Here is a 21,712-nt window from a genome sequence, read left to right on the forward strand (position 1 = left end):
CATGTCTGGATTTCTGCTGCGCCGCCTGGGAATTGCCCTGTGCGTCGCGATTACCGTCTCGGTGATCAGCTTTTCCCTGCTGCACCTGTCAGGCGACCTGGCCACTGCCATTGGCGGCCCGGAAGCCACCAGCGAGCAGATCGAACAGATCCGCGTGCAATACGGCCTCAACAAGCCGCTGGTCACCCAGTATTTCGAGTGGCTGAGCGATGTATTGCGCCTTGATCTGGGCGATTCGTTCTTCTTTCAGGAATCGGTCTACAACCTGATCGCCTCGCGCCTGTCGATTACTCTGGGGCTGGGTGCCATGGCGTTGAGCATCGCGCTGTTGATCGCCATTCCACTGGGCGTGCTGGCGGCGGTGAAACGCGACACCTGGATTGACCGGCTGGCACTGAGCATCGCCGTGCTGGGTCAGGCGATGCCCAGTTTCTGGTTCGCGCTGATGCTGATTGTGGTGTTCTCCGTGACGCTCAAGTGGCTGCCGGTCTCGGGCAATTCAACCTGGGCGCACTTCGTGATGCCGGCCATTGCGCTGGGCTATTACGCCACCCCGGCCATCATGCGCCTGACCCGCGCCGGCATGCTCGACGTGCTCAATTCCGACTACATCCGTACGGCACGCGCCAAGGGCCTGCGCCCCGGCACGGTTCTGTTCAAGCATGCGCTGCGCAATGCCTTGATTCCTGTCGTCGCGCTGGCTGCCGTCGAATTCGGTTTCATGCTCGGCGGCTCGGTGGTCATCGAAACCGTATTTTCGCTGCAAGGCATCGGCCAACTGGCCTGGGACGCGATTGCCCGTGACGACTTCCCGGTGGTGCAAGCGGTCGTGCTGTTGATCGCCGTGATCTACATCGTCCTCACCCTGCTGGCCGATGTGCTCAACGCACTGCTCGACCCGCGCATCCGCGTCAGATAGGAGGTTCCATGAGCACAACCACCGCATCGCCACTGGTGATCAACGATTACCAGCCGCCCGCCAGAAGCGTATTTCGCACGTTACGCCTGAGCTTCGGCCATCGTGGATTTGCCATCGGTGCCGTACTGCTGACGTTCATCGTGCTGGGCGCGCTGTTCGCGCCGTGGCTCGCGCCTTACGACCCTTACACGCAGGATGTGATGCTGCGCATGAAACCCCCGGTGTGGATGGCCAACGGCACTTGGGACTATGTACTCGGCACCGACAAGCTGGGGCGCGATTACCTGTCCCGGCTGCTGTATGGCGCGCGTATTTCCTTGTTCATCGGTTTCTCGGCGGCGCTGATTTCCGGCGTCATCGGCACCATCCTGGGCCTGCTCGCCGGTTACTTCGGCGGCAAGGTGGATGCTGTAATCAGCTACCTGATCACGACACGTCTGGCGATGCCGGTGGTCATGATCGCCCTGGCTTCGGCCTCACTGATCGGTGGTTCGCTGAAGGTGGTGATCATCCTGCTCGGCTGCCTGTTGTGGGACCGCTTCGCCGTCGTCGTGCGTGCCGCCGTGCAGCAGATTCGCGATGCCGAATACGTCGCTTCGGCACAGGCCCTCGGCTGCTCGACACTGCGCATTCTGGCCAGTGAAATCCTGCCCAACCTGGTCGGTGCGCTGATCGTCGTCGCCACGCTGGAAATGGCCCACGCCATCCTGCTGGAGTCGGCACTGTCGTTCCTTGGTGTCGGCGTGCAACCGCCGATTCCGTCCTGGGGCCTGATGATCGCCGAAGGCAAGCCGTACATGTTCTTTTCCCCCTGGGTCATCGCCATTCCCGGCGTCGCGCTGATGGTGCTGGTACTGGGCATCAATCTGGTCGGCGACGGCCTGCGTGATCTGATCCTGCCCGACGGGCGCAACTGACAGAGGAGATTCGGACATGGCGCTGTTGCATGTTGAAAACCTGCGTGTCGATATCCCCTTGGGGCAGGACACGCTGCACGCGGTACGCGGTCTGGACTTTCAGGTCGAACGCGGCGAAATGCTGTGCATCGTCGGCGAGTCGGGCTGCGGCAAATCCCTGACGTCGCTTGCGCTCATGGACCTGCTGCCACGCAAGGCCCGGCGCACCGCGACCCGGCTGAGCCTGGACGGCATCGACATGCTGGGCCAGAGCGAACGCCAGATGTGTGACCTGCGCGGCAACCGGCTGGCGATGATCTTTCAGGAACCCATGACCTCGCTCAATCCGGCCTACAGCATTGGCGATCAGCTCAGCGAAGTGCTGACCCGGCATCGCAAGGTGTCACGCAAGGAAGCCCTGCTGCGGGCTGCGCAGATGCTGGAAAAGGTCGGCATCAGCAACGCCGGAGAGCGTTTGCGCCAGTATCCGCATCAGCTTTCGGGCGGTCTGCGCCAACGGGTGATCATCGCCATGGCACTGATGTGCGAGCCGGACGTGATCATCGCCGACGAACCCACCACGGCGCTGGACGTAACCATTCAGGCGCAGATCCTGCGGTTGATCCGCGATATCCAGAAGGAACTGGGGCTGGCGGTGATTTTCATCACCCACGATCTGGGACTGGTGGCGCGCATCGCCGACCGGGTGGCGGTGATGTACGCCGGGCAGATCGTCGAGACCGCACCGGCCGTCGAACTGTTCGAAAACCCACAGCATCCTTACACACGCGGTTTGCTGGCGAGCATTCCGATTCCGGGCCGCACTCGGCCAGGCCAGCCGCTGGGCTCGATTCCCGGTCTGGTGCCCAGCCTCGTTGGCGAGCAGCACGGCTGTGCGTTTCGCAACCGCTGCCCGCAAGCGATTCCTGCCTGCGCCGACGACGTCCCGGCCGTCAACGGCCACGACCACATGACCCGCTGTCTGTTTGCGGAATCAGGCGAAGAGCCGGTGTTTCATCGCGAGGGCGTACGGTCATGAATCAGGCACTGAAAACCGGCGTAAAAAAAGACATCGCCCTGGAGCTGTGTGACATCCGCCGCGAGTTCACCATCAGCCGGGGCTTCTTCAAACCGACGGCCACGCTCAAGGCCGTCGATGGTGTTTCGCTGCGCCTGATGCGCGGTGAAACCCTGGGGCTGGTCGGCGAGTCCGGCTGTGGTAAAAGCACCCTGGCCAAGATGCTGCTGGGGTTGCTGGCGCCCAGCAGTGGCGACGTGCTGGTCAATGGCAAGCATCTGGCGGGAACGGATCGCAAAGAGATGGCGCGGCGCATCCAGCCTATCTTTCAGGACCCCTACTCGTCACTCAACCCGCGCAAGACCCTGCGCGAGATCGTCACACTGCCGTTGATCGTGCACGACATCGGCAGCACCGCAGAACGCCGCAAACGCACCGAAGACATGATGGATGTGGTCGGCCTGCCAAAGCGGGTCATCGACAGTTACCCCAGCCAGCTGTCCGGTGGTCAGCGCCAGCGTGTAGCCATAGCGCGGGCGCTGGTGATGCGCCCGGACGTGCTGATCTGCGACGAACCCACCTCGGCGCTGGACGTGTCGGTCCAGGCGCAGATTCTGAATCTGTTGCAGGACCTCAAGCAGGAGTTCGGCCTGACCTATCTGCTGATCAGCCATAACCTGGCGGTCATCGAACATTTGGCCGACCGGGTGGCCGTGATGTACCTGGGCAGGATCGTCGAAGAGCGCAGCCGCGAATCGCTGTTCGCCCGGCCCGGTCATCCCTACACCCAGGCGCTGCTGGACTCGGTGCTCACACCTGACCCGCATCTGGGCATTCCCGAGCTGGGTCTGCAGGGTGCGTTTCCCAATCCCGTGTCGCCGCCTTCCGGCTGTGCATTTCATCCGCGCTGCCCAAGTTGCATGAACGTCTGTCAGAACCATTACCCCGCAGTGGACAGCATGGAAGGCGGAACCGTCCGTTGCCATCTGCGTGACACCCCGAAAACCCTGGAGCTGATTCCCTCATGACTAGCCGCTCGCACGCCATCGACAACGTCACCGAACAGTTCGACAACGGCGCATTCTTCGCTCTGCTCGGCGAGAGCGTCGCCTATCCGACGCAGAGTCAGGAACCGGAAAGCCTGTCCGAGCTGTACCGCTACCTCACCGACTTCATCACGCCGCAGGTCGAGCGGCTGGGCTTCACCGCCAGCCTTCACGACAACCCGGTAGCCGGGCGCGGCCCGCTGATGATTGCCACGCGGATCGAAGACCCATCCCTGCCCACCCTGCTCAGCTATGGGCATGGCGACGTGGTGCGCGGCTACGATGCGCAATGGCAGCCGGGCCTGTCGCCCTGGCAGGTGGTCGAGCGCGGCGAGCGCTGGTATGGCCGGGGCACGGCGGACAACAAGGGCCAGCACCTGATTAACCTGACGGCGCTTGAACAGACGCTCAAGGCGCGGGACGGCAGGCTGGGTTTCAACGTCAAGCTGCTGCTGGAAATGGGCGAGGAAGATGGTTCGCCAGGCTTGAGCCTGTTTTGTCAGCAGCACGCGCAAGATCTGGCCGCCGACATTTTCATTGCCTCTGACGGACCGCGTCTGGCAGCGGCACGACCGACACTGTTTCTCGGCTCGCGTGGTGTTTTCAACTTCGAGCTGAGCGTGCACTTGCGCGACGGCGCGCATCACTCCGGCAACTGGGGTGGATTGCTGGCCAACCCAGGCATCATTCTGGCCAACGCCATTGCCAGCCTCGTGGACGAACACGGTCGGGTCAAAGTCGCGGGGCTGATGCCGACTGCCATTCCCGACGCCGTACGCACGGCACTGGCAGATATCGAAGTCGGCGGCGGCCCGGGCGATCCGGTCATCGATCCGCACTGGGGCGAGCCGGGGCTTTCATTGAGCGAGAAAGTCTTCGGCTGGAACACACTGGACGTTCTGGCCTTCAAGACCGGCAATCCAGATGCTCCGGTCCATGCCATTCCCGGCAAGGCACACGCGCTGTGCCACATGCGCTTCGTGGTCGACAGCGACTACACAACGTTCATTCCGGCTGTACGGGCGCACCTGGATGCACAGGGTTTCACTCAGGTGGAGGTGAAGCAGACACGCATGGACGTGATGCACGCCACGCGCCTGTCCCCGGACAGCCCCTGGGTCGGCTGGGCGCTGGAGTCGCTGAGCAGAACCACTGGCAAAAAACCTGCGCTGCTGCCCAACCTGGGCGGCTCATTGCCCAACGATGTATTCGCCGAGGTACTCGGCCTGCCGACCGTGTGGGTTCCGCATTCCTATCCGGCGTGCTCGCAACATGCGCCCGATGAGCATTTGCTGGCCCCGGTCGTGAAAGAAAGCCTGCAGATCATGGCCGGGCTATTCTGGGACCTGGGCAATGACGGCGCACGCCTGGCCCGCGAACATCAGGCACAGGAAACAGGCCAATGAATCAGGCACAACTCAAGGCGACACAATGGCTGGCCGGGCAATTCGACGCCATGGAGGCGTTGCTGCAACAACTGGTCGACACCGACTCCAACAGCTACGACAAGGCCGGTGTCGATGCCGTCGGCGACCTGCTTGCGGCCCAGTTACAGGCCGACGCGATACACGTGGAACGCATCGCGGTCGAGGGTTTCGGCGATGTGTTGCTGGCTGAGCTGCCGGGTGGGCCGGGCAAGCCGGTCCTGTTGCTGGGGCATCGAGACACGGTATTCCCCAAGGGCACGACCGCGACCCGTGGCTATACGCGTGACGATAAGCTGGCCTACGGACCCGGCGTTGCCGACATGAAAGGCGGTCTGGTGCTGAACTGCTTTGCGCTCAAGGCACTCAAGCGCGCCGGTCCGTTGCCGTTCCCGGTGCAGATTCTGTATACCGGCGACGAAGAGATCGGCTCAGGCAGTGCACGCGAGCACATCGAACGTCATGCCAGTGCTGCCCGCGCCGTGCTCAATCCCGAGCCGGGCCGGGCCAGCGGTAATGTGGTGAGCGCCCGAAAAGGCGGCGCGACGCTGGTCATCGAAGTCAGCGGCCGGGCTGCGCACGCTGGCGTCAACCATGCCGACGGTGCCAGCGCCATTGAGGCGCTGGCACACAAGGTGATCAAGCTGCACGCCCTGACCGATTACGCGGCGGGCATCACCACCAACGTCGGGCTGATATCGGGCGGAACCTCCAGCAATACCGTGGCACCGACCGCTACAGCCAGACTCGACGTACGCTTTATCGAACTGCGCCAGTGGGACAACATACTCACAGCCATTCGGGCCATCGTCGATGCAGAGGAACTGCCCGGCACCTCGGCCAGACTGCTGGAGGCCACGACCTTCCTGCCGATGGAGGCGCAGCACAGCACCGACCTGTTGCGGCGCTACCAAAGCGTCGCGACGGAGCTGGGTTTCAGCGTGGACGGCGAATTCACCGGTGGCTGCGCAGACTCGGGTTTCACCGCAAGCCTGGGCATCCCCACCCTGTGCGGACTGGGGCCGGTGGGCGGCAAAGTGCATACAGACCGCGAATACCTGGAACTTGACACCCTCGTGCCACGCGGCCAGGCGCTGGTGGCCACCATCGTGGCGCTGGCGGATTGAGGATGTGGACGTACCTGATTAGATGCATAACCTGTGGGAGGCGGCTTGCCGGCGACGCGATTTCCGACGCGCCATCGCAGTGAATGGACTGCCGTCATCGCCGGCAAGCCGCCTCCCACTGTCCGATGTCGCTGCAGGGTTTAACAATACGCGCTGAATACGAAGCACGAAGACGATCATTACGAGCCCTGAGCCGCCCCTGATTACTTGAGGAAACCCCATGCCTGCCTCATCCGACCTGCTGAAAAAATCCGCCACCGAACTGCGTGCCCTGATCGGCAACAAGCAGCTATCGCCGGTCGAATTGTTGAACGCCAGCATCGAGCGCATCGAAGCCCTCAACCCGAAGATCAACGCCTTCGCCGCAACCTGCTTCGAGCGGGCGAGGCAGGAAGCGGTGCAGGCCGAACAGGCGGTGATGCACGGCAAGCCGCTGGGCTTGTTGCATGGTCTGCCGATTGGCATCAAGGACCTGGAAGAAACCGCAGGCGTCCTTACCACTTACGGCTCGCAATTGTTTCGCGACAATATCCCAAGCCAGGACAATCTGTTGGTAGCGCGTTTGCGCAGCGCCGGGGCGATCATGGTCGGCAAGACCAACGTCCCGGAACTGGGCGCAGGCGCAAACACGCGGAACGTGGTGTGGGGCGCGACTGGCAACCCGTTCAACCCCGAACTGAATGCAGGCGGCTCGTCCGGCGGTTCCGCCGCAGCCCTGGCGGTGGACATGGTGCCGTTGTGCAGCGGCTCGGACACCGGCGGTTCATTGCGCATCCCCGCCGCACTGTGCGGCATCGTCGGCCTGCGCCCTTCTCCTGGCCTGGTGCCGAGCGAGCGCAAAAAGCTTGGCTGGACGCCGCTGTCGGTGGTCGGCCCCATGGGGCGCAACGTCGCAGACACGCTGCTGCAACTGCGCGCCAGCGCCGGTCTGGCGCACTCCGATCCGCTGAGCTATGCGGTGGCAGACAATGAATTCGCATCGCGCACCATCGATCTGAGCCAATTGCGGGTTGGCTACAGCGAAGACTTCGGCACCTGCGCGGTGGACGAGCAGATTCGTGCAGTGTTCCGGGAAAAGATCGGGGCCCTGAAATCACTGTTCAAATCCTGCGAGCCCATTGATCTGAACCTGAGCAGCGCCCATCGCACCTTTGACGTATTGCGCGCCGAGGCCTTCGTCGCCGGTTTGCAGGACGCCCACGACAAGGATCCCGACGCGCTCGGCCCCAATACCCGCGCCAATTTCGACATGGGTGCGGCCATGTCGCTGCAGGATTGCGTGAAGGCACATGCCGAGCAGAGTCGTCTGTTTCGCAGCTTTCAGAAGCAGTTCGAGCGTTACGACCTGATCCTGGCGCCCACCACGCCGGTGTCGCCATTTCCGTGGAGCGAGCTGTACCTGCGTGAAGTCAACGGCGTGCACCTGGACAACTATTACCGCTGGCTGGCGCTCTGCTACACCATCACCCTGACCACCAACCCGGCGCTGTCGCTGCCCTGCGGTACCGATCACAAGGGCATGCCGTTCGGCCTGCAACTGATCGGCAGCTTCCGTGGCGATGCCGCGTTGATGGCCTGCGCTCATGCACTGGAGCAGGCCACCTCGGCAGATTCACGCGTGTGTCGCCCGCGTCCCGATCTGCAGAAACTGCTGGCTTCGGCTGTCGACCTGACGCACATCGTGACCCACCCGCCGGTCTACGAAGGCTCGCAGACAGCCAGGCCGGAGATCGGTGCGATGTAAGGGGCTATCTATGTAAAGAGCCAGGTGAAGGGCGATGTGTGCCGCAGCGGAACATAGGTAAAGTTGCAACCCTCGTTCATACTGCGCGGCCATGTTCTCAAGGAGCCAGAGCCCGTGGCCGTTCTGCAAGCCATCCTGCCCGTTTTCCTGTTGATCGTGCTCGGCTATGTGCTGGGCAAACGCAAGACACTGACCGTCGAGAGCACCAAGGCCTTGAGCGTGCTGGCCTTCAAACTGTTCCTGCCGATGGTGCTGTTCACCGGGATGGTCAAGGCCCCGCTGCACGACGGCCTCGACCTGCGGGTGCTGGCAGCGTATTTCATTCCTGCCCTGATCGTGTTTGTGCTGATCAACCTGATCATGCACCGCTCCGGCACCCACTCGACGCCATTCGGCCTGACCGCCAGCTTTTCCAATAACATCCTGATCGGCATTCCATTGGTGGTCGGTGTGTTCGGTGACCAAGGGCTGGTGTTGCTGTTCACGGTCATCGCCGTGCACAGCCTGACCCTGTTCACCTTCCAGAGCCTGTACGACAGCATGGCCGGTGATCAGCCATTCAACTCCCGCTCACTGTTTGCCAGTCTGGCCAACCCGCTGATCATTGGCCTGTTGTTGGGGATCGTGGTCAACCTGTCGAACCTTGCGCTGCCCGAATGGGCCGATCACCTGACCACCTGGCTCGCCCAGGCGGCGCTGCCCTGCGCCTTGATTGTGCTGGGCTCCAACCTGTCCAGCTTCAAACTGACGCCCAGCCCGCAGGCGTTGGGCATTACCGTCGGCAAGCTGTTCCTGATGCCGCTGCTGGTATTGCTGGCGTGCATGCTGCTGGGTATCGAAGGTTTGTCGCGAGGCGTACTGGTGCTGATGGCCGCAGGTCCTGCCGGGGTGAACGTGCTGGGCTTTGCCCGCAGCGTGCCGCATGTGCAGAAAACCAGCTCGGCGATTTGCCTGACCACGGTGCTGTCGGCCGCGACACTGCCGTTATGGATGTGGCTGGTGAGCTTGATCGGATAAGGCCCGAGAAGCAGCCACGGCTTCTCGGGCCTGCCACAGGTTACTTGGGCAACGCGTAGGCAATCACATAATCGCCACGATCAGGCGACTGACGGGCTCCACCGGCGGTGAGCAGGATGTACTGCCTGCCGGTCTTCGGCGACACGTAGGTCATCGGACCCGACTGGCTGCCCACTGGCAGGCGGGCCTTCCATATCTCATCGCCGTTACCACTGTCGAAGGCGCGCAGGTAGAAATCCTGAGTACCCGCGAAGAACAGCAGACCCGACTGCGTGGACAACGAAGCGCCCAGGGTCGGCATGCCGATCGGAATGGGCAGCCCCATACGAATACCCATCGGTCCTGTGTCCTTGACCGTGCCGACCGGCACCTGCCAGACCAGCTTTTTGGTCTTCAGGTCAATCGCCGACATGGTGCCGAACGGCGGCGCCTGACACGGAATACCCACCGCCGACAGGAAGCGCTGACGCATGGCGCCAAATGGCGTGCCGGTCTGCGGTACGACGCCCATCTCGATGCCGCTGGCACCGGCAGCGATCTTGTCACGCGGGATCATGTAGTTGGCCAGCCCCAGGCGCATGTCGTTGACGAACATGTAACTGTTGGTCGGATCGACCGACACGCTGCCCCAGTTCATGCCGCCCAGCGAGCCTGGAAACTGCAGCGCATGGTCCATGCCGGGTGGCGTGTAAACCCCTTCATGGCGCATGCCTTTGAAGGCAATGCGGCACATCAACTGGTCAAACGCCGTGGCGCCCCACATGTCGGACTCTTTCAAGGTCTGGTTGCCAATCGACGGCATGTCCACCGAGAACGGCTGGGTCGGCGAATAACGCTCGCCCGGCACATTGCCCTGCGGCACCGGACGCTCTTCGACTCGGGAAATCGGCACGCCGGTTTCGCGGTTCAACAGGAAAATCTCGCCCTGCTTGGTGACCTGAGCCAGAGCGGGCTGAGTGCCGCCCTTGCCGTCCGGGATGTCGTAAAGTAGCGGCTGAGCCGGAATATCGAAGTCCCACAGATCATGGTGAGTCATCTGGAAATGCCAGCGCACCTGACCGGTATTGACGTCAACGGCGACGACCGAGGAGGACCACTTGTCATCGGCCGCGGTACGCGTGCCACCGAAGAAATCCGGTGTGGCGTTGCCGGTCGGCAGGTAGATCAGGCCCAGTTTTGCGTCGTAGGACATGGCCGACCAGACGTTCGGCGTGCCGCGCGTGTAGGTCTCGCCTGCCGGTGGACGCTTGCTGGTATTCGGGTTACCCGGATCCCAGGCCCAGACCAGTTCACCGCTGTGCACGTCAAAGGCGCGCACCACGCCCGGAGGTTCGCCCGTGGAGAAGTTATCGGCGACACGGCCGCCCACCACCACGACGTTGCCAGCAACCAGAGGCGTCGAGGTTTGCTGGTAATAACCTTCCTTGACCTCACCCATGTCGGTCTTCAAGTCAACCACGCCTTGGGTGCCGAAGTCCGTGCAGGCCTCGCCGGTTCTGGCATCCAGCGCGATCAGGCGTGCATCGCCGGTCGGCAGGAAAATACGGCTGGCGCAGGCTGCAGGTTGAGCGCTCGCCTCGGCTGTGGGGGTTGCGAAGTAGCCCAGGCCACGGCAGCGCTGCCAGTTGGGCGCACTGCCCTTGGGATCGAATTTCCAGCGCTGCTCGCCGGTGTCGGCATCCAGCGCGAAGACCTTGCCGTAGGCGGTGCAGGTGTAGACGGTGTCACCGATCTGCAACGGCGTGTTCTGGTCTTCGGCTCCTGCGCCGGTGCTCTGTGGGATATCGCCGGTGTGGAAGGTCCAGGCGACCTGCAGCTTGTCGATGTTGCCTTTGTTGATCTGATCCAGTGCCGCGAAACGATTGCCCGCCGGGGTATTGCCCCAGTGCGCCCAGTCCTTCTGCTCACTGCCCGGAGCAACCGGCACAATGTCCGGCACGCTGCTGGCGCTGACCACGTGGGTCGGCACGAACATGTAGCCGATGGTCGCCACGACGCCCATGGCCAGAATGCCTGCCAGGCCGTAAGCACCGCGTCCGGCCTGAGCGCCGGAAGCGCGAACCAGTGACGGGTAGATCAGCGCAACCACCAGGCCGATCACGGCAAAAGTCAGCACCCTGGACACCAGCGGCCAGTAATGAAGACCGGCATCCCAGACTGCCCAGATGGCAGTCAGGATCAGCGCCGCGCCATAGATCAGCGCGCCTTTGGGCTGCCGCCTCGCAATCAACACACCGCTGATCAGCATCGCCAGGCCCATGAGCAGGAAGAACCAACTCCCACCCAGTGCCACCAGATAACCACCCCCGCCTGCCAGGCCAAGCCCGATCAGCGCGATGAGCCCCCCCAATGCGAGCAGCCAGAATCTGCCGCCCGCCCCTGTGCATTGTTTGCTAGTCATGTTTCAAACCTGTCGGATTTTTACAGCCGCGCAGAATGTACTAACTGGTTCATAATGACAAATTGTCGCAGACTGTTTCAGCTCGAAATCAGACTTTAAGCGGATAAAAATGCGCCTGCAGGCTTGGAACGGTATGGCGTTGAATTTGTGGGCGATCAGCGAACGAAATGTGATGCATTTGGCCGACGCACGCTGCTTCTGACTTGGCAGACGCTAAATATCGTTTCTTAAGTGAAGGGGCAGGTTTTTTCGACACCTGTAGCAACGAACGAACACAATCCCTGTGGGAGGCGGCTCGCCGGCGATGCAGCTTATCAGGCGAAAATTCAGTGACTGAACCCACGCTATCGCTGGCAAGCCACCTCCCACAGCCCGGCGCTCACAGCAAGATTGCGCCGAGTCCGGAGACAAACCACAAACGAGTCAAACCACCATCCCGTCACGAGCGATCACAATGTTGTCCAGCAATGAACGAGGCTGCTCCGACAACCAGGCGTCCAGGGTGTGGCCTATGTGGGTCAGTACGGCTTTGGCCGGGGTCAGCTGTTCGATGATGTGCAGCGCCAGGGTCAGGTCGTTGTGGTTGCGCGGGGGCTGGGGTTGCGGAGGCAGGGAGCAGTCGAGGATCAGGGCGTCCAGCGGCAGGCGTTGCAGGTACTCGTGAGTTGCTTCGGGCAGACCCACCGTGTCGGTAAGGTAGGCAATCCGTCGTCCGCCACCTTCAAGCAGGTAACCCAATGTCGGCCGGGAATGCTGCAGCGGCACTGCGGTGACATGCAAAGCGCCCAGAGAACGGCATTCGAAAGCGGCAAACGGCTGACTGAAATCCAGGATGCCCGGATGTTTGTACAGATCCGCCAACCCTTCCGGGTCCATCGGACCGTGCACTGGAATCACCAGCCCCTGCCCCCAGCGCAGGTGCAATAAGCCCTGAGCGTGATCGGCATGGTAGTGGGTCTGCAGGATGCCGCTGAGGCTGCGCGGCGGGAAACGCTCGGTGAGGTCGGTCAAACCGCTGTCGATCAGCCAGCGCTGGTCGTCGAATTCAATCAGCGCGCTGCACGGCAGACGACGCAATGTGCTGTCGCTCAGTGCCGCCAGACAGGCCGGACACTGACAGCCATAAACCGGCACTTGCCGCGCATCGCCGGTCCCCAGCAGGGTCAGGCGCACGCCGGGTGTTTCTCCAGATAGCGAACCAGCGCAGCAACCGTCTGCTGCAGCTCGCCGGAATTGTCCAGCGGATAGACACCAGGGTGGCTGGCCAGCAGATCACCGGCAAATTGCTGGTTACGGTCCAGCCGCGCCTCGATCTCCGGCAGGCTTTCCCGGCCTCTCGCCAGCAGACGCTGACGCAGCACGTCCTGATCCACCGTCAGCAGCACCGCCAGCAGATTGGGGTAGCGGCGTTGCGAGCGCTCAAGGTGCGCCCTCGAACCGTTGATCAACACGTCATGGCCTTCCAGCAGCCACTGATCGATGACAATCGGGATGCCGTAATGCAAGCCGTTGGCCTGCCAGTTCAGCGCGAACGCGCCGTGCTCGCGCATGTGCTCGAACTGCTCGACGTCCACCGCCTGCGCCGCTTCGCCCACGGCCTCGGCGGAACGGGTGATGACCCGACGTACCACCCGGCAGTTGCGTTCTGCCAGGGTGTCGCGAGCTGCGTCCATCAGACTGTCCTTGCCTGAACCGGACGGCCCGATGAGATAGATCAACCTGCCTGCCATCAGAATACCCTCTTGCCTTGTCGCCAGACCTTGTCGATTACCGGCAGATTGCCGTGACTGCGCGCCTGAATCAGGTCGGCACGCAGACCTATACGAATTTCACCGCGATCAGCCAGCCCGGCCGCCAGTGCCGGTGTGCGGCTGACCATGTTCACGGCTTGCGGCAACCCGCAGTCGTTGTCCTGTCCGGCCAGCATGAACGCCGACTGCAGAAGACTCGCCGGATAGTAGTCGCTGGAGAGAATATCCAGTAGCCCTTCTTTGGCCAGCGACGCGGCCGCCACGTTACCGGAGTGCGAGCCGCCGCGCACGATGTTCGGCGCACCCATCAGCACACTCATGCCCAGGCGCCGACAGCCACGGGCCGCTTCCAGCGTGGTCGGGAACTCGGCGATGTTCATGCCGAAGCCCGCCGATTCCTCGACGTGCGCCATGGTAGCGTCATCGTGACTGGCGATGGACAACCCGCGCGCCAGACACAGTTCGACAATCGCGCGCCGATATCGATCAGCGTACTCAATGGAATTGGCCACTTGCTCGACGATGAAGCCGTCCATCTCCTGACTGCTCATGTGGTATTTGCCCATGTAGTACTCGCGGTACTTGGACTCCAGCGCGAACTGACGCTGGCCGGGCGCGTGGTCCATGACCGACACCAGTTTAACCAGCGGCTGATCCACCAGATCGCGAAACACGCTCAGGGTGTCCGGGTGACTCACTTCGCAGCGCAAATGCAGCAGATGCTCGGCGCGGGTCAGGCCTGCATCGCTTGCCGCCGCAATGGCGGCAAGCATCGAAGGCAGTTGCTGCATGCGCTTGCCCTTGGGATTGATGTCGCCAATCGACAGTGCGTCGAACACCGTGGTGATGCCTGCCGCGACAATCTGCGCATCGTGGCTGATCACCGCCGACGTTGAAGGCCAGTCCACACCGGGACGCGGCGAAAGGTGCTTTTCCAGGTTGTCGGTGTGCAGTTCGATCAGCCCCGGCAGCAGGTAGTCACCCTGCAGGTCCTGCGCCTGACTCAACGGACTGCGGCCCGAATCGACCTCGGCGATCAGGCCGTCGCGCACGACCACCGTTCCGGAGAACAACGCATCACCGGTGACCACACGGGCGTTGGTGAAAATCTGTTCGTTCAACATTGCAACAACTCCTTGGCAGTCAGGTCCACCGGGGTCATGTCCAGTTGACGGCTGGCCACCGATTCGCGGGCGTCGCGGTCATGGAAAATACCGATCAGCGCGGCACCTTCGCGCTTGGCTTCGTCGATCAGTTCCAGCACCACCTGACGATTGGCTTCATCCAGCGAAGCTGTCGGCTCGTCCAGTAACAGCACTGGCCAGGGCACCATGAACGCGCGAGCGATGTTGATGCGTTGCTGTTCGCCACCGGAAAACGTACTGGGTGCCAGCGGCCACAGACGCGGCGCGATGTTCAGACGGCTCAGCAGCAATTCGGCTCGCGCCCTCGCCTGTTCGCGCGGCCAGCCGCGGGCCAGCGCGGGTTCCATGACCACGTCAAGGCTCGACACGCGCGGGATGACGCGCAGAAACTGGCTCACATAGCCCAGCGTCCTGCGCCGCACTTCCAGCACCTGACGCGGCGTGGCACCAACCAGTTCGGTCCACTCACCGTCGTGCTGCACGCGAATGCTGCCTGCGGCGGGCAGGTAATTTCCATACAAGGTACGCAACAAGGTGCTCTTGCCCGTGCCGGACGCCCCACCCAGCACCAGACACTCGCCGCTGCGCACCGAGAAGTTCAGGCCGCAAAGCACATTAAGCACCACGCCGTTGTGTTGATGCAGCGTGAAGGTTTTCGAGAGGTCACGGACCTCGATCAAGGTAGTCATCAGGCTTATCTCTGTGTGCGGATCATGGCTGCAATACCGAGGAAACCAGCAGCTGTGAATACGGATGCTGCGGGTCATCGAGGATCTGATCGGTGAGCCCCGCCTCGACCACGTGCGAGCGGCGCATCACCATCAGCCGGTCTGCCAGCAATCGGGCCACGGCCAGATCGTGGGTAACGATCACCACCGCCAGATCCAGCTCGCGCACCAGACCGCGCAGCAGGTCCAGCAGGCGCGCCTGCACCGACACATCCAGCCCGCCCGTGGGTTCGTCCATGAACACCAGCCGGGGACCAGAGACCAGATTGCGAGCAATCTGCAGACGCTGCTGCATGCCGCCGGAAAAGGTGCGCGGCAGATCGTCGATACGCAGCGGATCGATTTCCACCTGACTCAGCCAGTCCAGCGCAGCACCGCGCAACTGCTGGTAGTTACGCACGCCCTGAGCCATCAGACGCTCGCCAATGTTGGCCCCCGCCGACACGCCCATACGCAGGCCGTCACGCGGGTTCTGCTCGACAAAGCCCCATTCTGTGCGCAGCAAGGTGCGCCGTTGCGCCTCGCTGGCGCTGTACAGATCGAGCCATGTGCCGTCCTGGCTGCGATAGTCGATGCCGCCACTCTCCGGTGCGGAGCGGCCGCTGAGCACCGACAGCAACGTAGACTTGCCCGAGCCGGACTCGCCGACGATGCCCAATACCTCACCGGGATACAGGTCGAAACTGACGTTCTGACAGCCCTTTTCCGGCCCGTACAGCCGGGTCAGACCGCGGACCCTGAGCAGTGCTTCGTCCAACTCGGGGCGTGGCGCGTTGGTCGGATTGACCGACATGGCACTGATCATCGGGCGTTCTCCTGCTGGCTGGCCTGCTGGGCGCAATAATCGGTGTCGGAGCAGACGAAGCGCTGGGTGCCCGCGTCGTCGAGAATCAGTTCATCGAGAAAGGAATCATGGCTGCCGCAGATCGCGCAGCAATGCTCCCAACGCTGCACTTCGAACGGATGGTCCTCGAAGTCCAGACTCACCACGCGGGTGAACGGCGGTACTGCGTACAGGCGCTTCTCGCGACCGGCACCGAACAGCATCAGCGCCGGGCTCATGTCCAGCTTGGGGTTGTCGAATTTGGGAATCGGCGACGGGTCCATCACGTAGCGCTCATCGACCATCACCGGATAGGCGTAGCTGGTGGCGATGTGGCCGAAGGTGGCGATGTCTTCGTAGAGCTTGACGTGCATGACCCCGTAATCGTCCAGCGCATGCATGGTCCGGGTCTCGGTTTCGGACGGTTCGATGAAGCGCAGCGGCTCGGGAATCGGTACCTGATAGACCATGATCTGGTCGGCGTGCAGCTGGGTTTCAGGGATACGGTGCCGGGTCTGGATCACCGTCGCTTCGGGCGTGCGCTCGGTGGTGGCAACGCCTGCGGTACGGGCGAAGAAGCGCCGTATCGAGACCGCGTTGGTGGTGTCGTCCGCCCCTTGGTCGATGACCTTGAGCACGTCTTCGGCACCCAGAATCGCGGCAGTCAGTTGCATGCCACCAGTACCCCAGCCATAAGGCAACGGCATTTCGCGGCCGCCAAACGGCACCTGATAACCGGGAATGGCGACGGCCTTGAGCAGGCCGCGGCGGATCATGCGCTTGGTCTGTTCGTCCAGATAAGCGAAGTTGTACGCGGTGTCCCGCTCGACGGGCGGGTTTAGGGTGCTCATTGCTCGTTCTCCCCGGGCGCGGTGGGTTTGCGCAGTTTGCGGATCAGTTCCAGCTCGGACTGGAAGTCCACGTAATGCGGCAGCTTCAAGTGCGAAACGAAACCGGCCGCCTCGACGTTGTCGCAGTGGGCCAGCACGAACTCTTCCTGCTGGGCCGGCGAGCGGATTTCCTCGTTGTACTCGTGGGCACGCAACGAGCGATCCACCAGCGCCATGCCCATCGCCTTGCGCTCGGCATTGCCGAAGGCCAGACCGTAACCGCGTGTGAACTGCGCAGGCACAGTGGCCGAACCGACGAATTGGTTGATCATTTCGCACTCGGTGATTTCGATGTCGCCAATGAGGATGGGAAAGCCCAGCTCCTCGGGCTCGATCCAGACTTCCACTTCGCCGATCCGAATCTCACCTGCGAACGGATGGTTGCGGCCGTAGCCCCGCTGGGTCGAGTACCCCAGCGCCAGCAGAAAACCCTCGTCGCCCCGGGCCAGAGCCTGCAGGCGTTCGGCGCGGCTGGAAGGATATTCCAGCGGCTCGCGGGTGATGTCGGCGATCGGCTCGTCGTTGTCAACTTCAGGCTTCATCAGGCCTTCTTTCGCCAACAGACCCAGTACCCGAGGGCACGGCTGGAGGGCGGCGTCAGGCGTTACGCTCGGCCCCGGATGCTCCCCTTCGGCCAGCAGCGTGAAGTCCAGCAGACGATGGGTGTAATCAAAGGTCGGCCCCAGCAATTGCCCGCCCGGTACGTCCTTGAACGTGGCGGACAGGCGGCGATTGAGCTGCATGTTCGAAGTATCGATGGGCAGACTGGCGCAGAAACGTGTGAGGGTCGTGCGATAGGCGCGCAGCAGGAAGATCGCTTCGACCAGGTCCCCCGCCGATTGCTTGATCGCCAGCGCGGCCAGTTGCTCGTCGTACAACGAGCCTTCGGTCATGACTCGGGCCACGGCCAGCGGCAATTGCTGGCGGATCTGCTCGACGTCCAGCTCGGCAACGGCGGTATCACCACGACGCCTGTTTGCGAGCAGGCGGTGGGCGTTATCGATGGCCTGTTCGCCACCCTTGACGGCGACATACATCAGGCACACTCCTGCACGCGGGTGCTGCGTGGCAGGCCGAGCATCCGGCTGCCCGACAGGAAGAATACGTCGAGCCCGCGCGGGAAGTCGTTGCGCGCCGACCGTTCGGTCCAGAATGCCTTTTCCAGCGGCAAGGCCACCCGATTGCAGTGCTCGATGCCGGGGCCACTCCAGTCCAGCGGGGCTCCGCCCTCAAGGGCTGGCAACTGGATCAGCAGCGTGCAGGACTGATCCGGATAGCGATCGTTGCCCAGGTCGAACCCGGCCAGGTCCTGTGCGACCGTGGCATCAAGCAGAGCGAAGCGGGCGTTCTGCCGCTCGCTGACAATCGGGCAGCCGCAGTGGAATGACAGGTTGGCGCGAATCGCCGGCGTGTCGAAGGCCGGCGCCAGCCAGACCGGCGTGTCCAGGTCCAGCAGCGCCAGGCACAGCGCGTGGCTGGCGCTGTCGAGTCCCGACAGCGCGGGTGGCTGATGCGCAGCGTTCAAGGTCTGGGCAATGCCGGGGCCGGCGAGCGCCTTGAGGGCGGCGCGAAAACTGCGCTGAGCGTCGAGTACCGGGTCGGTGAAAGCAGGTTGCAACAGGACGGCGTTCATCAGTCTTCTCCTCGGACCAGAGTAAAGAATTCCACTTTGGTCGCGGCGGTTTCTGCGTCTTTGTCGGCCTTGCGCCGGGCGTGTGCCTGTGCAAGGGGTTCGATCAGTTCAGCCAGCCACGATGCCTGCTGAGGGCCTTGCAAATGGGCGTCGGCCAGCGCGGCAAGTTCAGCATGGTGCTTGTCGCGTCCGGCCAGGTAGCTATAGCCGGTGCGCCCGTCCGCCAAGCGGATCACACAACGGGTCACACTCATTTCGCCCAGATTGAATGCTGCACCGGTGCCGCCCATGCGCCCGCGCACCAGCGTCATACCGATTTCCGGCGCACGGATCATCTGGTAGTCGATGTCGCGCAAGGCTGCTTCGTGGCGCTTCATATGCTCGCGACTGTGTTCATCGACATGCGCCCGGGCGAGCACACCCATCCAGCGCTGGCGGGCAGCTGTTTCAGGATCGGGTTGAGGGGATTGCTGAGACGATTGCATGGATAACCTCGGCATCAGGTGGTCACTTGATAGTGGAAGCGGTCACTGCGGCTGGTGGAACGGGACAGTTCCACCGGCTGACCGGACCGGTCGCAGGAGACGGTCAAGACCGTCAGCGCGGGCATATGGCGTGGCATCAACAACTGCGCCGCTTCTTCGCGGGTCGGCAGTCGGGCGCCGATCAGGCTCTGTTTACGGGTCAACGGCAGTTCGCGCTCGGCCAGGTACTGGCGCAGCGAACCACCTGGGTAATCAGCCAACAATTCGCGGTGGTCGGCGCTGAATCGATGCAGAATCAGGCTCACGGGCTGACCATCGAGTTTGCGCAGCGTACGCAGTTCGATCATCGGAGCCTGCTCGCTCAGCCCCAGGTGCATGGCGTCCTCGGCGTTGGCCTGACAGTCGCGGCACAGCAGCAGGATCGATTCGACCCCGATGCCCTGCGCCGACAGTGACTGGCTGTAGGCGCTGTCGGCCTGCATCGGGTAGATCAACGGACGTTCCAGCACCTGAGTGCCCTTGCCCTGACGGCGCAATACGCTGCCTTCGCGCACCAGTTCATCGACAGCGCGGCGAACGGTGTGGCGATTGACGCTGAAACGCTCGGCCAGTTGAAACTCGGCAGGCAAGTAGTCCCCGGGCCGGTAAGTGCCCAGCTCGGCGCGCAGCGTGTCGGCCAGTTCGCGGTACAACGGCTCTATTTGTCTAGACAACTGCATGGTTAAAAAAAGTGCCCATCGGGACACCCCTCTCCGGTCAGATGAATTGCTTGCGCAAGCGTTGCGACGCAATGTCGATCACGCTGACGACGACGATAATCACCAGCAACACGGCGCTGGTCTGGACGAACGCAAAGGCGCGGATGTTTTCCCAGAGGATCACCCCGATTCCCCCTGCACCGACCATGCCGACCACCGTTGCCGAGCGCACGTTGGACTCGAAACGGTATAGAGCGTAGGAGATCCACAGCGGCATGACCTGCGGGATCACCCCATAGATGACTTCCTGCAATGCGCTGGCGCCGGTGGCACGCACCCCCTCGACAGGGCCCGGATCAATGGCTTCCACGGCCTCGGCGAACAGTTTGGCCAGCACCCCCGTGGTGCTGATCCACAACGCCAATACGCCCGCGAAGGGTCCAAGGCCCACGGCGACCACGAACAGCATCGCGAACACCATTTCATTGATGGAACGAAAAGCGTCCATGCAACGGCGCAGCGGCAGGTGAATCCACCACGGCGTAATGTTTTCGGAACACAGAATGCCCAGCGGAACGGAACAGACGATCGCCAGCACCGTGCCCCACACCGCAATCTGGATCGTGACCAGCATTTCCTTGAGGTAACTGCGCCATTCGCGGAAATCCGGTGGGAAGAAGTCGGAGGCGAACGTCGCCATGTTTCCCGAATCTCGTACCAGCGACATCGGGTTCATTTCAGCACCTTGCCAGGCCCAGGCCAGTGCGACCAGAAACAGCCCCCAGCCGAGGTAGCGAGGCCAGGTGCGTTTTCCCGCGACCTGGGCGTATGCGACGTGAGTATTCATAGCAATCAATGTCCTGATAGCGACCGTCGGGGCACGAACGGAAGGTTCGCGCCCCGCTTGTTCAGCCTGCGGTGCGGGTTGCCGTTTGCTGGTTCAGCTCGGTAATGCGCTCCTGCAGCTTGCTCAGGCCGGCGTCGATTTCTTTCAGACGCGTTTCCTTTTCCTTGGCATCGAGCGTGGTGCTGGCCACCACTTCGGTGCGTTGTTTGAACAGTTCCAGCTGGCGGATCGGCAGCAACTGGTCGTCACTGGATTTCAGGAATTTGCCCAGCTGCATGTTCTTGAGGACGGTTTTTTCTTCATCGGTATCGCCGTAGCTGGCGAAGAACTCGCGAATCTTCGCCTTGTTTTCGTCCGACAGGGCCTTGCTCCACACCATCGGGTCGGCCGGGATCAGCGGCGACTTCCAGATCACTTTCAGCTGCTCGACCTTGTCCGGTTGCGTGACTGCCAGACGGTCCCAGCTCTCGGTATTGAACGTCGCCACGTCCAGTTGCCCCTTGGCAACGCTGAGTGCGTTGACTTCGTGGCTGGAGTTCAGCGTGCGCTTGAATGCGGTGGAGGCATCGACATGGTTCTTGGCGAATACGTAATACCCCGGCACCAGATAGCCGGAGGTGGAGTTCGGGTCGCCGTTGCCGAAGGTCAGGGTCTTGGCGTTCTTGAGCATGTCTTCAACGGAATTGATCGGGCTGTCCTTGCGCACGATCAGCAGGCTCCAGTAACCGGCTGCACCATTGGCTGCGGAGGTCTGAGCGAATATTTCGCCATTGGAACGGTCGACCGCTTCCATGGCTGCCTTGTTGCCCAGCCAGGCCACGTCCACCTTGTTGAAACGCATGCCCTGAATCAAACCCGCGTAGTCCGAAGCGAAAGTCGCGTTGACCTTGAGCCCGGTTTTTTTGCTCATATCATCCAGAAACGGCTGCCAGATAGTTTTGAGGTTCTGTGACGATTCCGTGGACATAATGCCGAAATTGATGACCTTCTCTTCCGCCTGGGCAGTGCCCATTGCGCAAGTGGCCAGCAGAGCGGCAGACGCGAGGACGCGACCGATACGGTTGAACATGAAAGCACTCCTGAAGTGAGGTTCGTGCAACAGCGGTTGATGTCAGGGGGA

The 21,712-nt window shown here is 62.4% G+C and carries 21 protein-coding genes; 8 read left to right on the forward strand and 13 right to left on the reverse strand.

Annotated elements, in window-relative coordinates:
* The first annotated feature begins 1 nt into the window (after position 1).
* From KDX39_RS14955 to KDX39_RS14990, 8 genes are all read left to right on the forward strand, one after another.
* Positions 2-919, forward strand: coding sequence for an ABC transporter permease (locus tag KDX39_RS14955; RefSeq protein ID WP_184323413.1), 918 nt, complete (start codon positions 2-4; stop codon positions 917-919).
* 8 nt (positions 920-927) lie between these two features.
* A complete protein-coding gene (locus KDX39_RS14960) occupies positions 928-1,836 on the forward strand; it encodes an ABC transporter permease (protein WP_231660903.1) in 909 nt (302 codons plus the stop codon).
* 16 nt (positions 1,837-1,852) lie between these two features.
* On the forward strand, positions 1,853-2,854 hold the full coding sequence (locus KDX39_RS14965) for an ABC transporter ATP-binding protein (protein ID WP_184323411.1): 1,002 nt from the start codon (positions 1,853-1,855) through the stop codon (positions 2,852-2,854).
* Positions 2,851-3,861, forward strand: coding sequence for an ABC transporter ATP-binding protein (locus tag KDX39_RS14970; protein WP_099227889.1), 1,011 nt, complete (start codon positions 2,851-2,853; stop codon positions 3,859-3,861). The genes KDX39_RS14965 and KDX39_RS14970 overlap by 4 nt, the downstream gene beginning before the upstream one ends.
* Positions 3,858-5,285 (forward strand): M20 family metallopeptidase, encoded by a 1,428-nt coding sequence (locus KDX39_RS14975; RefSeq protein WP_210075266.1) that lies wholly within the window; start codon positions 3,858-3,860, stop codon positions 5,283-5,285. Before KDX39_RS14970 ends, KDX39_RS14975 begins: the two co-directional genes overlap by 4 nt.
* Positions 5,282-6,430 carry a M20 family metallopeptidase gene (locus KDX39_RS14980; RefSeq protein ID WP_231660904.1) on the forward strand — a complete coding sequence of 383 codons (1,149 nt, stop codon included), beginning with the start codon at positions 5,282-5,284 and terminating at the stop codon, positions 6,428-6,430. Before KDX39_RS14975 ends, KDX39_RS14980 begins: the two co-directional genes overlap by 4 nt.
* A gap of 220 nt (positions 6,431-6,650) precedes the next feature.
* Positions 6,651-8,174 carry an amidase gene (locus tag KDX39_RS14985; RefSeq protein ID WP_231660905.1) on the forward strand — a complete coding sequence of 508 codons (1,524 nt, stop codon included), beginning with the start codon at positions 6,651-6,653 and terminating at the stop codon, positions 8,172-8,174.
* A 114-nt stretch (positions 8,175-8,288) separates the two neighbouring features.
* Positions 8,289-9,191, forward strand: coding sequence for an AEC family transporter (locus tag KDX39_RS14990; RefSeq protein WP_184323407.1), 903 nt, complete (start codon positions 8,289-8,291; stop codon positions 9,189-9,191).
* 40 nt (positions 9,192-9,231) lie between these two features.
* Here the strand turns inward: KDX39_RS14990 and KDX39_RS14995 are convergent, their stop codons facing one another.
* The 13 genes from KDX39_RS14995 to phnD all read right to left on the reverse strand — a co-directional run bounded on the left by KDX39_RS14995 (position 9,232) and on the right by phnD (position 21,661).
* Positions 9,232-11,592 (reverse strand): glucose/quinate/shikimate family membrane-bound PQQ-dependent dehydrogenase, encoded by a 2,361-nt coding sequence (locus tag KDX39_RS14995; protein WP_231660906.1) that lies wholly within the window; start codon positions 11,590-11,592, stop codon positions 9,232-9,234.
* A 423-nt stretch (positions 11,593-12,015) separates the two neighbouring features.
* The gene (phnP, locus tag KDX39_RS15000; protein ID WP_231660907.1) at positions 12,016-12,765 is read right to left on the reverse strand and encodes a phosphonate metabolism protein PhnP; all 750 of its coding nucleotides are present in this window, start codon (positions 12,763-12,765) and stop codon (positions 12,016-12,018) included.
* Positions 12,756-13,322 carry a phosphonate metabolism protein/1,5-bisphosphokinase (PRPP-forming) PhnN gene (gene phnN, locus KDX39_RS15005; RefSeq protein WP_004888387.1) on the reverse strand — a complete coding sequence of 189 codons (567 nt, stop codon included), beginning with the start codon at positions 13,320-13,322 and terminating at the stop codon, positions 12,756-12,758. Before phnN ends, phnP begins: the two co-directional genes overlap by 10 nt.
* Positions 13,322-14,467 (reverse strand): alpha-D-ribose 1-methylphosphonate 5-triphosphate diphosphatase, encoded by a 1,146-nt coding sequence (locus KDX39_RS15010; protein ID WP_231660908.1) that lies wholly within the window; start codon positions 14,465-14,467, stop codon positions 13,322-13,324. The genes phnN and KDX39_RS15010 overlap by 1 nt, the downstream gene beginning before the upstream one ends.
* Positions 14,461-15,177 carry a phosphonate C-P lyase system protein PhnL gene (phnL, locus tag KDX39_RS15015; protein WP_231660909.1) on the reverse strand — a complete coding sequence of 239 codons (717 nt, stop codon included), beginning with the start codon at positions 15,175-15,177 and terminating at the stop codon, positions 14,461-14,463. The genes KDX39_RS15010 and phnL overlap by 7 nt, the downstream gene beginning before the upstream one ends.
* 22 nt (positions 15,178-15,199) lie before the next feature.
* Complete coding sequence (gene phnK, locus KDX39_RS15020; protein WP_184323461.1) at positions 15,200-16,009, reverse strand: phosphonate C-P lyase system protein PhnK; 810 nt, start codon at positions 16,007-16,009, stop codon at positions 15,200-15,202.
* A gap of 8 nt (positions 16,010-16,017) precedes the next feature.
* Positions 16,018-16,890, reverse strand: coding sequence for an alpha-D-ribose 1-methylphosphonate 5-phosphate C-P-lyase PhnJ (locus KDX39_RS15025; protein ID WP_184323404.1), 873 nt, complete (start codon positions 16,888-16,890; stop codon positions 16,018-16,020).
* The gene (locus KDX39_RS15030) at positions 16,887-17,966 is read right to left on the reverse strand and encodes a carbon-phosphorus lyase complex subunit PhnI (protein WP_231660910.1); all 1,080 of its coding nucleotides are present in this window, start codon (positions 17,964-17,966) and stop codon (positions 16,887-16,889) included. Before KDX39_RS15030 ends, KDX39_RS15025 begins: the two co-directional genes overlap by 4 nt.
* Positions 17,966-18,562, reverse strand: a complete 597-nt coding sequence (gene phnH, locus KDX39_RS15035; protein ID WP_231660911.1) for a phosphonate C-P lyase system protein PhnH — start codon at positions 18,560-18,562, stop codon at positions 17,966-17,968. The genes KDX39_RS15030 and phnH overlap by 1 nt, the downstream gene beginning before the upstream one ends.
* Positions 18,562-19,047, reverse strand: a complete 486-nt coding sequence (gene phnG, locus KDX39_RS15040) for a phosphonate C-P lyase system protein PhnG (RefSeq protein WP_231660912.1) — start codon at positions 19,045-19,047, stop codon at positions 18,562-18,564. The genes phnH and phnG overlap by 1 nt, the downstream gene beginning before the upstream one ends.
* Before the next feature lie 14 nt (positions 19,048-19,061).
* Complete coding sequence (phnF, locus tag KDX39_RS15045; RefSeq protein WP_231660913.1) at positions 19,062-19,766, reverse strand: phosphonate metabolism transcriptional regulator PhnF; 705 nt, start codon at positions 19,764-19,766, stop codon at positions 19,062-19,064.
* 37 nt (positions 19,767-19,803) lie between these two features.
* Positions 19,804-20,592: a phosphonate ABC transporter, permease protein PhnE gene (gene phnE / locus KDX39_RS15050; protein WP_099227903.1), complete on the reverse strand. Its 789-nt coding sequence runs from the start codon at positions 20,590-20,592 to the stop codon at positions 19,804-19,806.
* Between the two features lie 61 nt (positions 20,593-20,653).
* Entirely contained in the window at positions 20,654-21,661 is a 1,008-nt protein-coding gene (gene phnD / locus KDX39_RS15055) for a phosphonate ABC transporter substrate-binding protein (RefSeq protein ID WP_231660914.1), read from the reverse strand.
* Between the last annotated feature and the right edge of the window lie 51 nt (positions 21,662-21,712).

Source organism: Pseudomonas sp. CDFA 610, assembly GCF_021147865.1.
Classification (GTDB): domain Bacteria; phylum Pseudomonadota; class Gammaproteobacteria; order Pseudomonadales; family Pseudomonadaceae; genus Aquipseudomonas; species Aquipseudomonas alliivorans.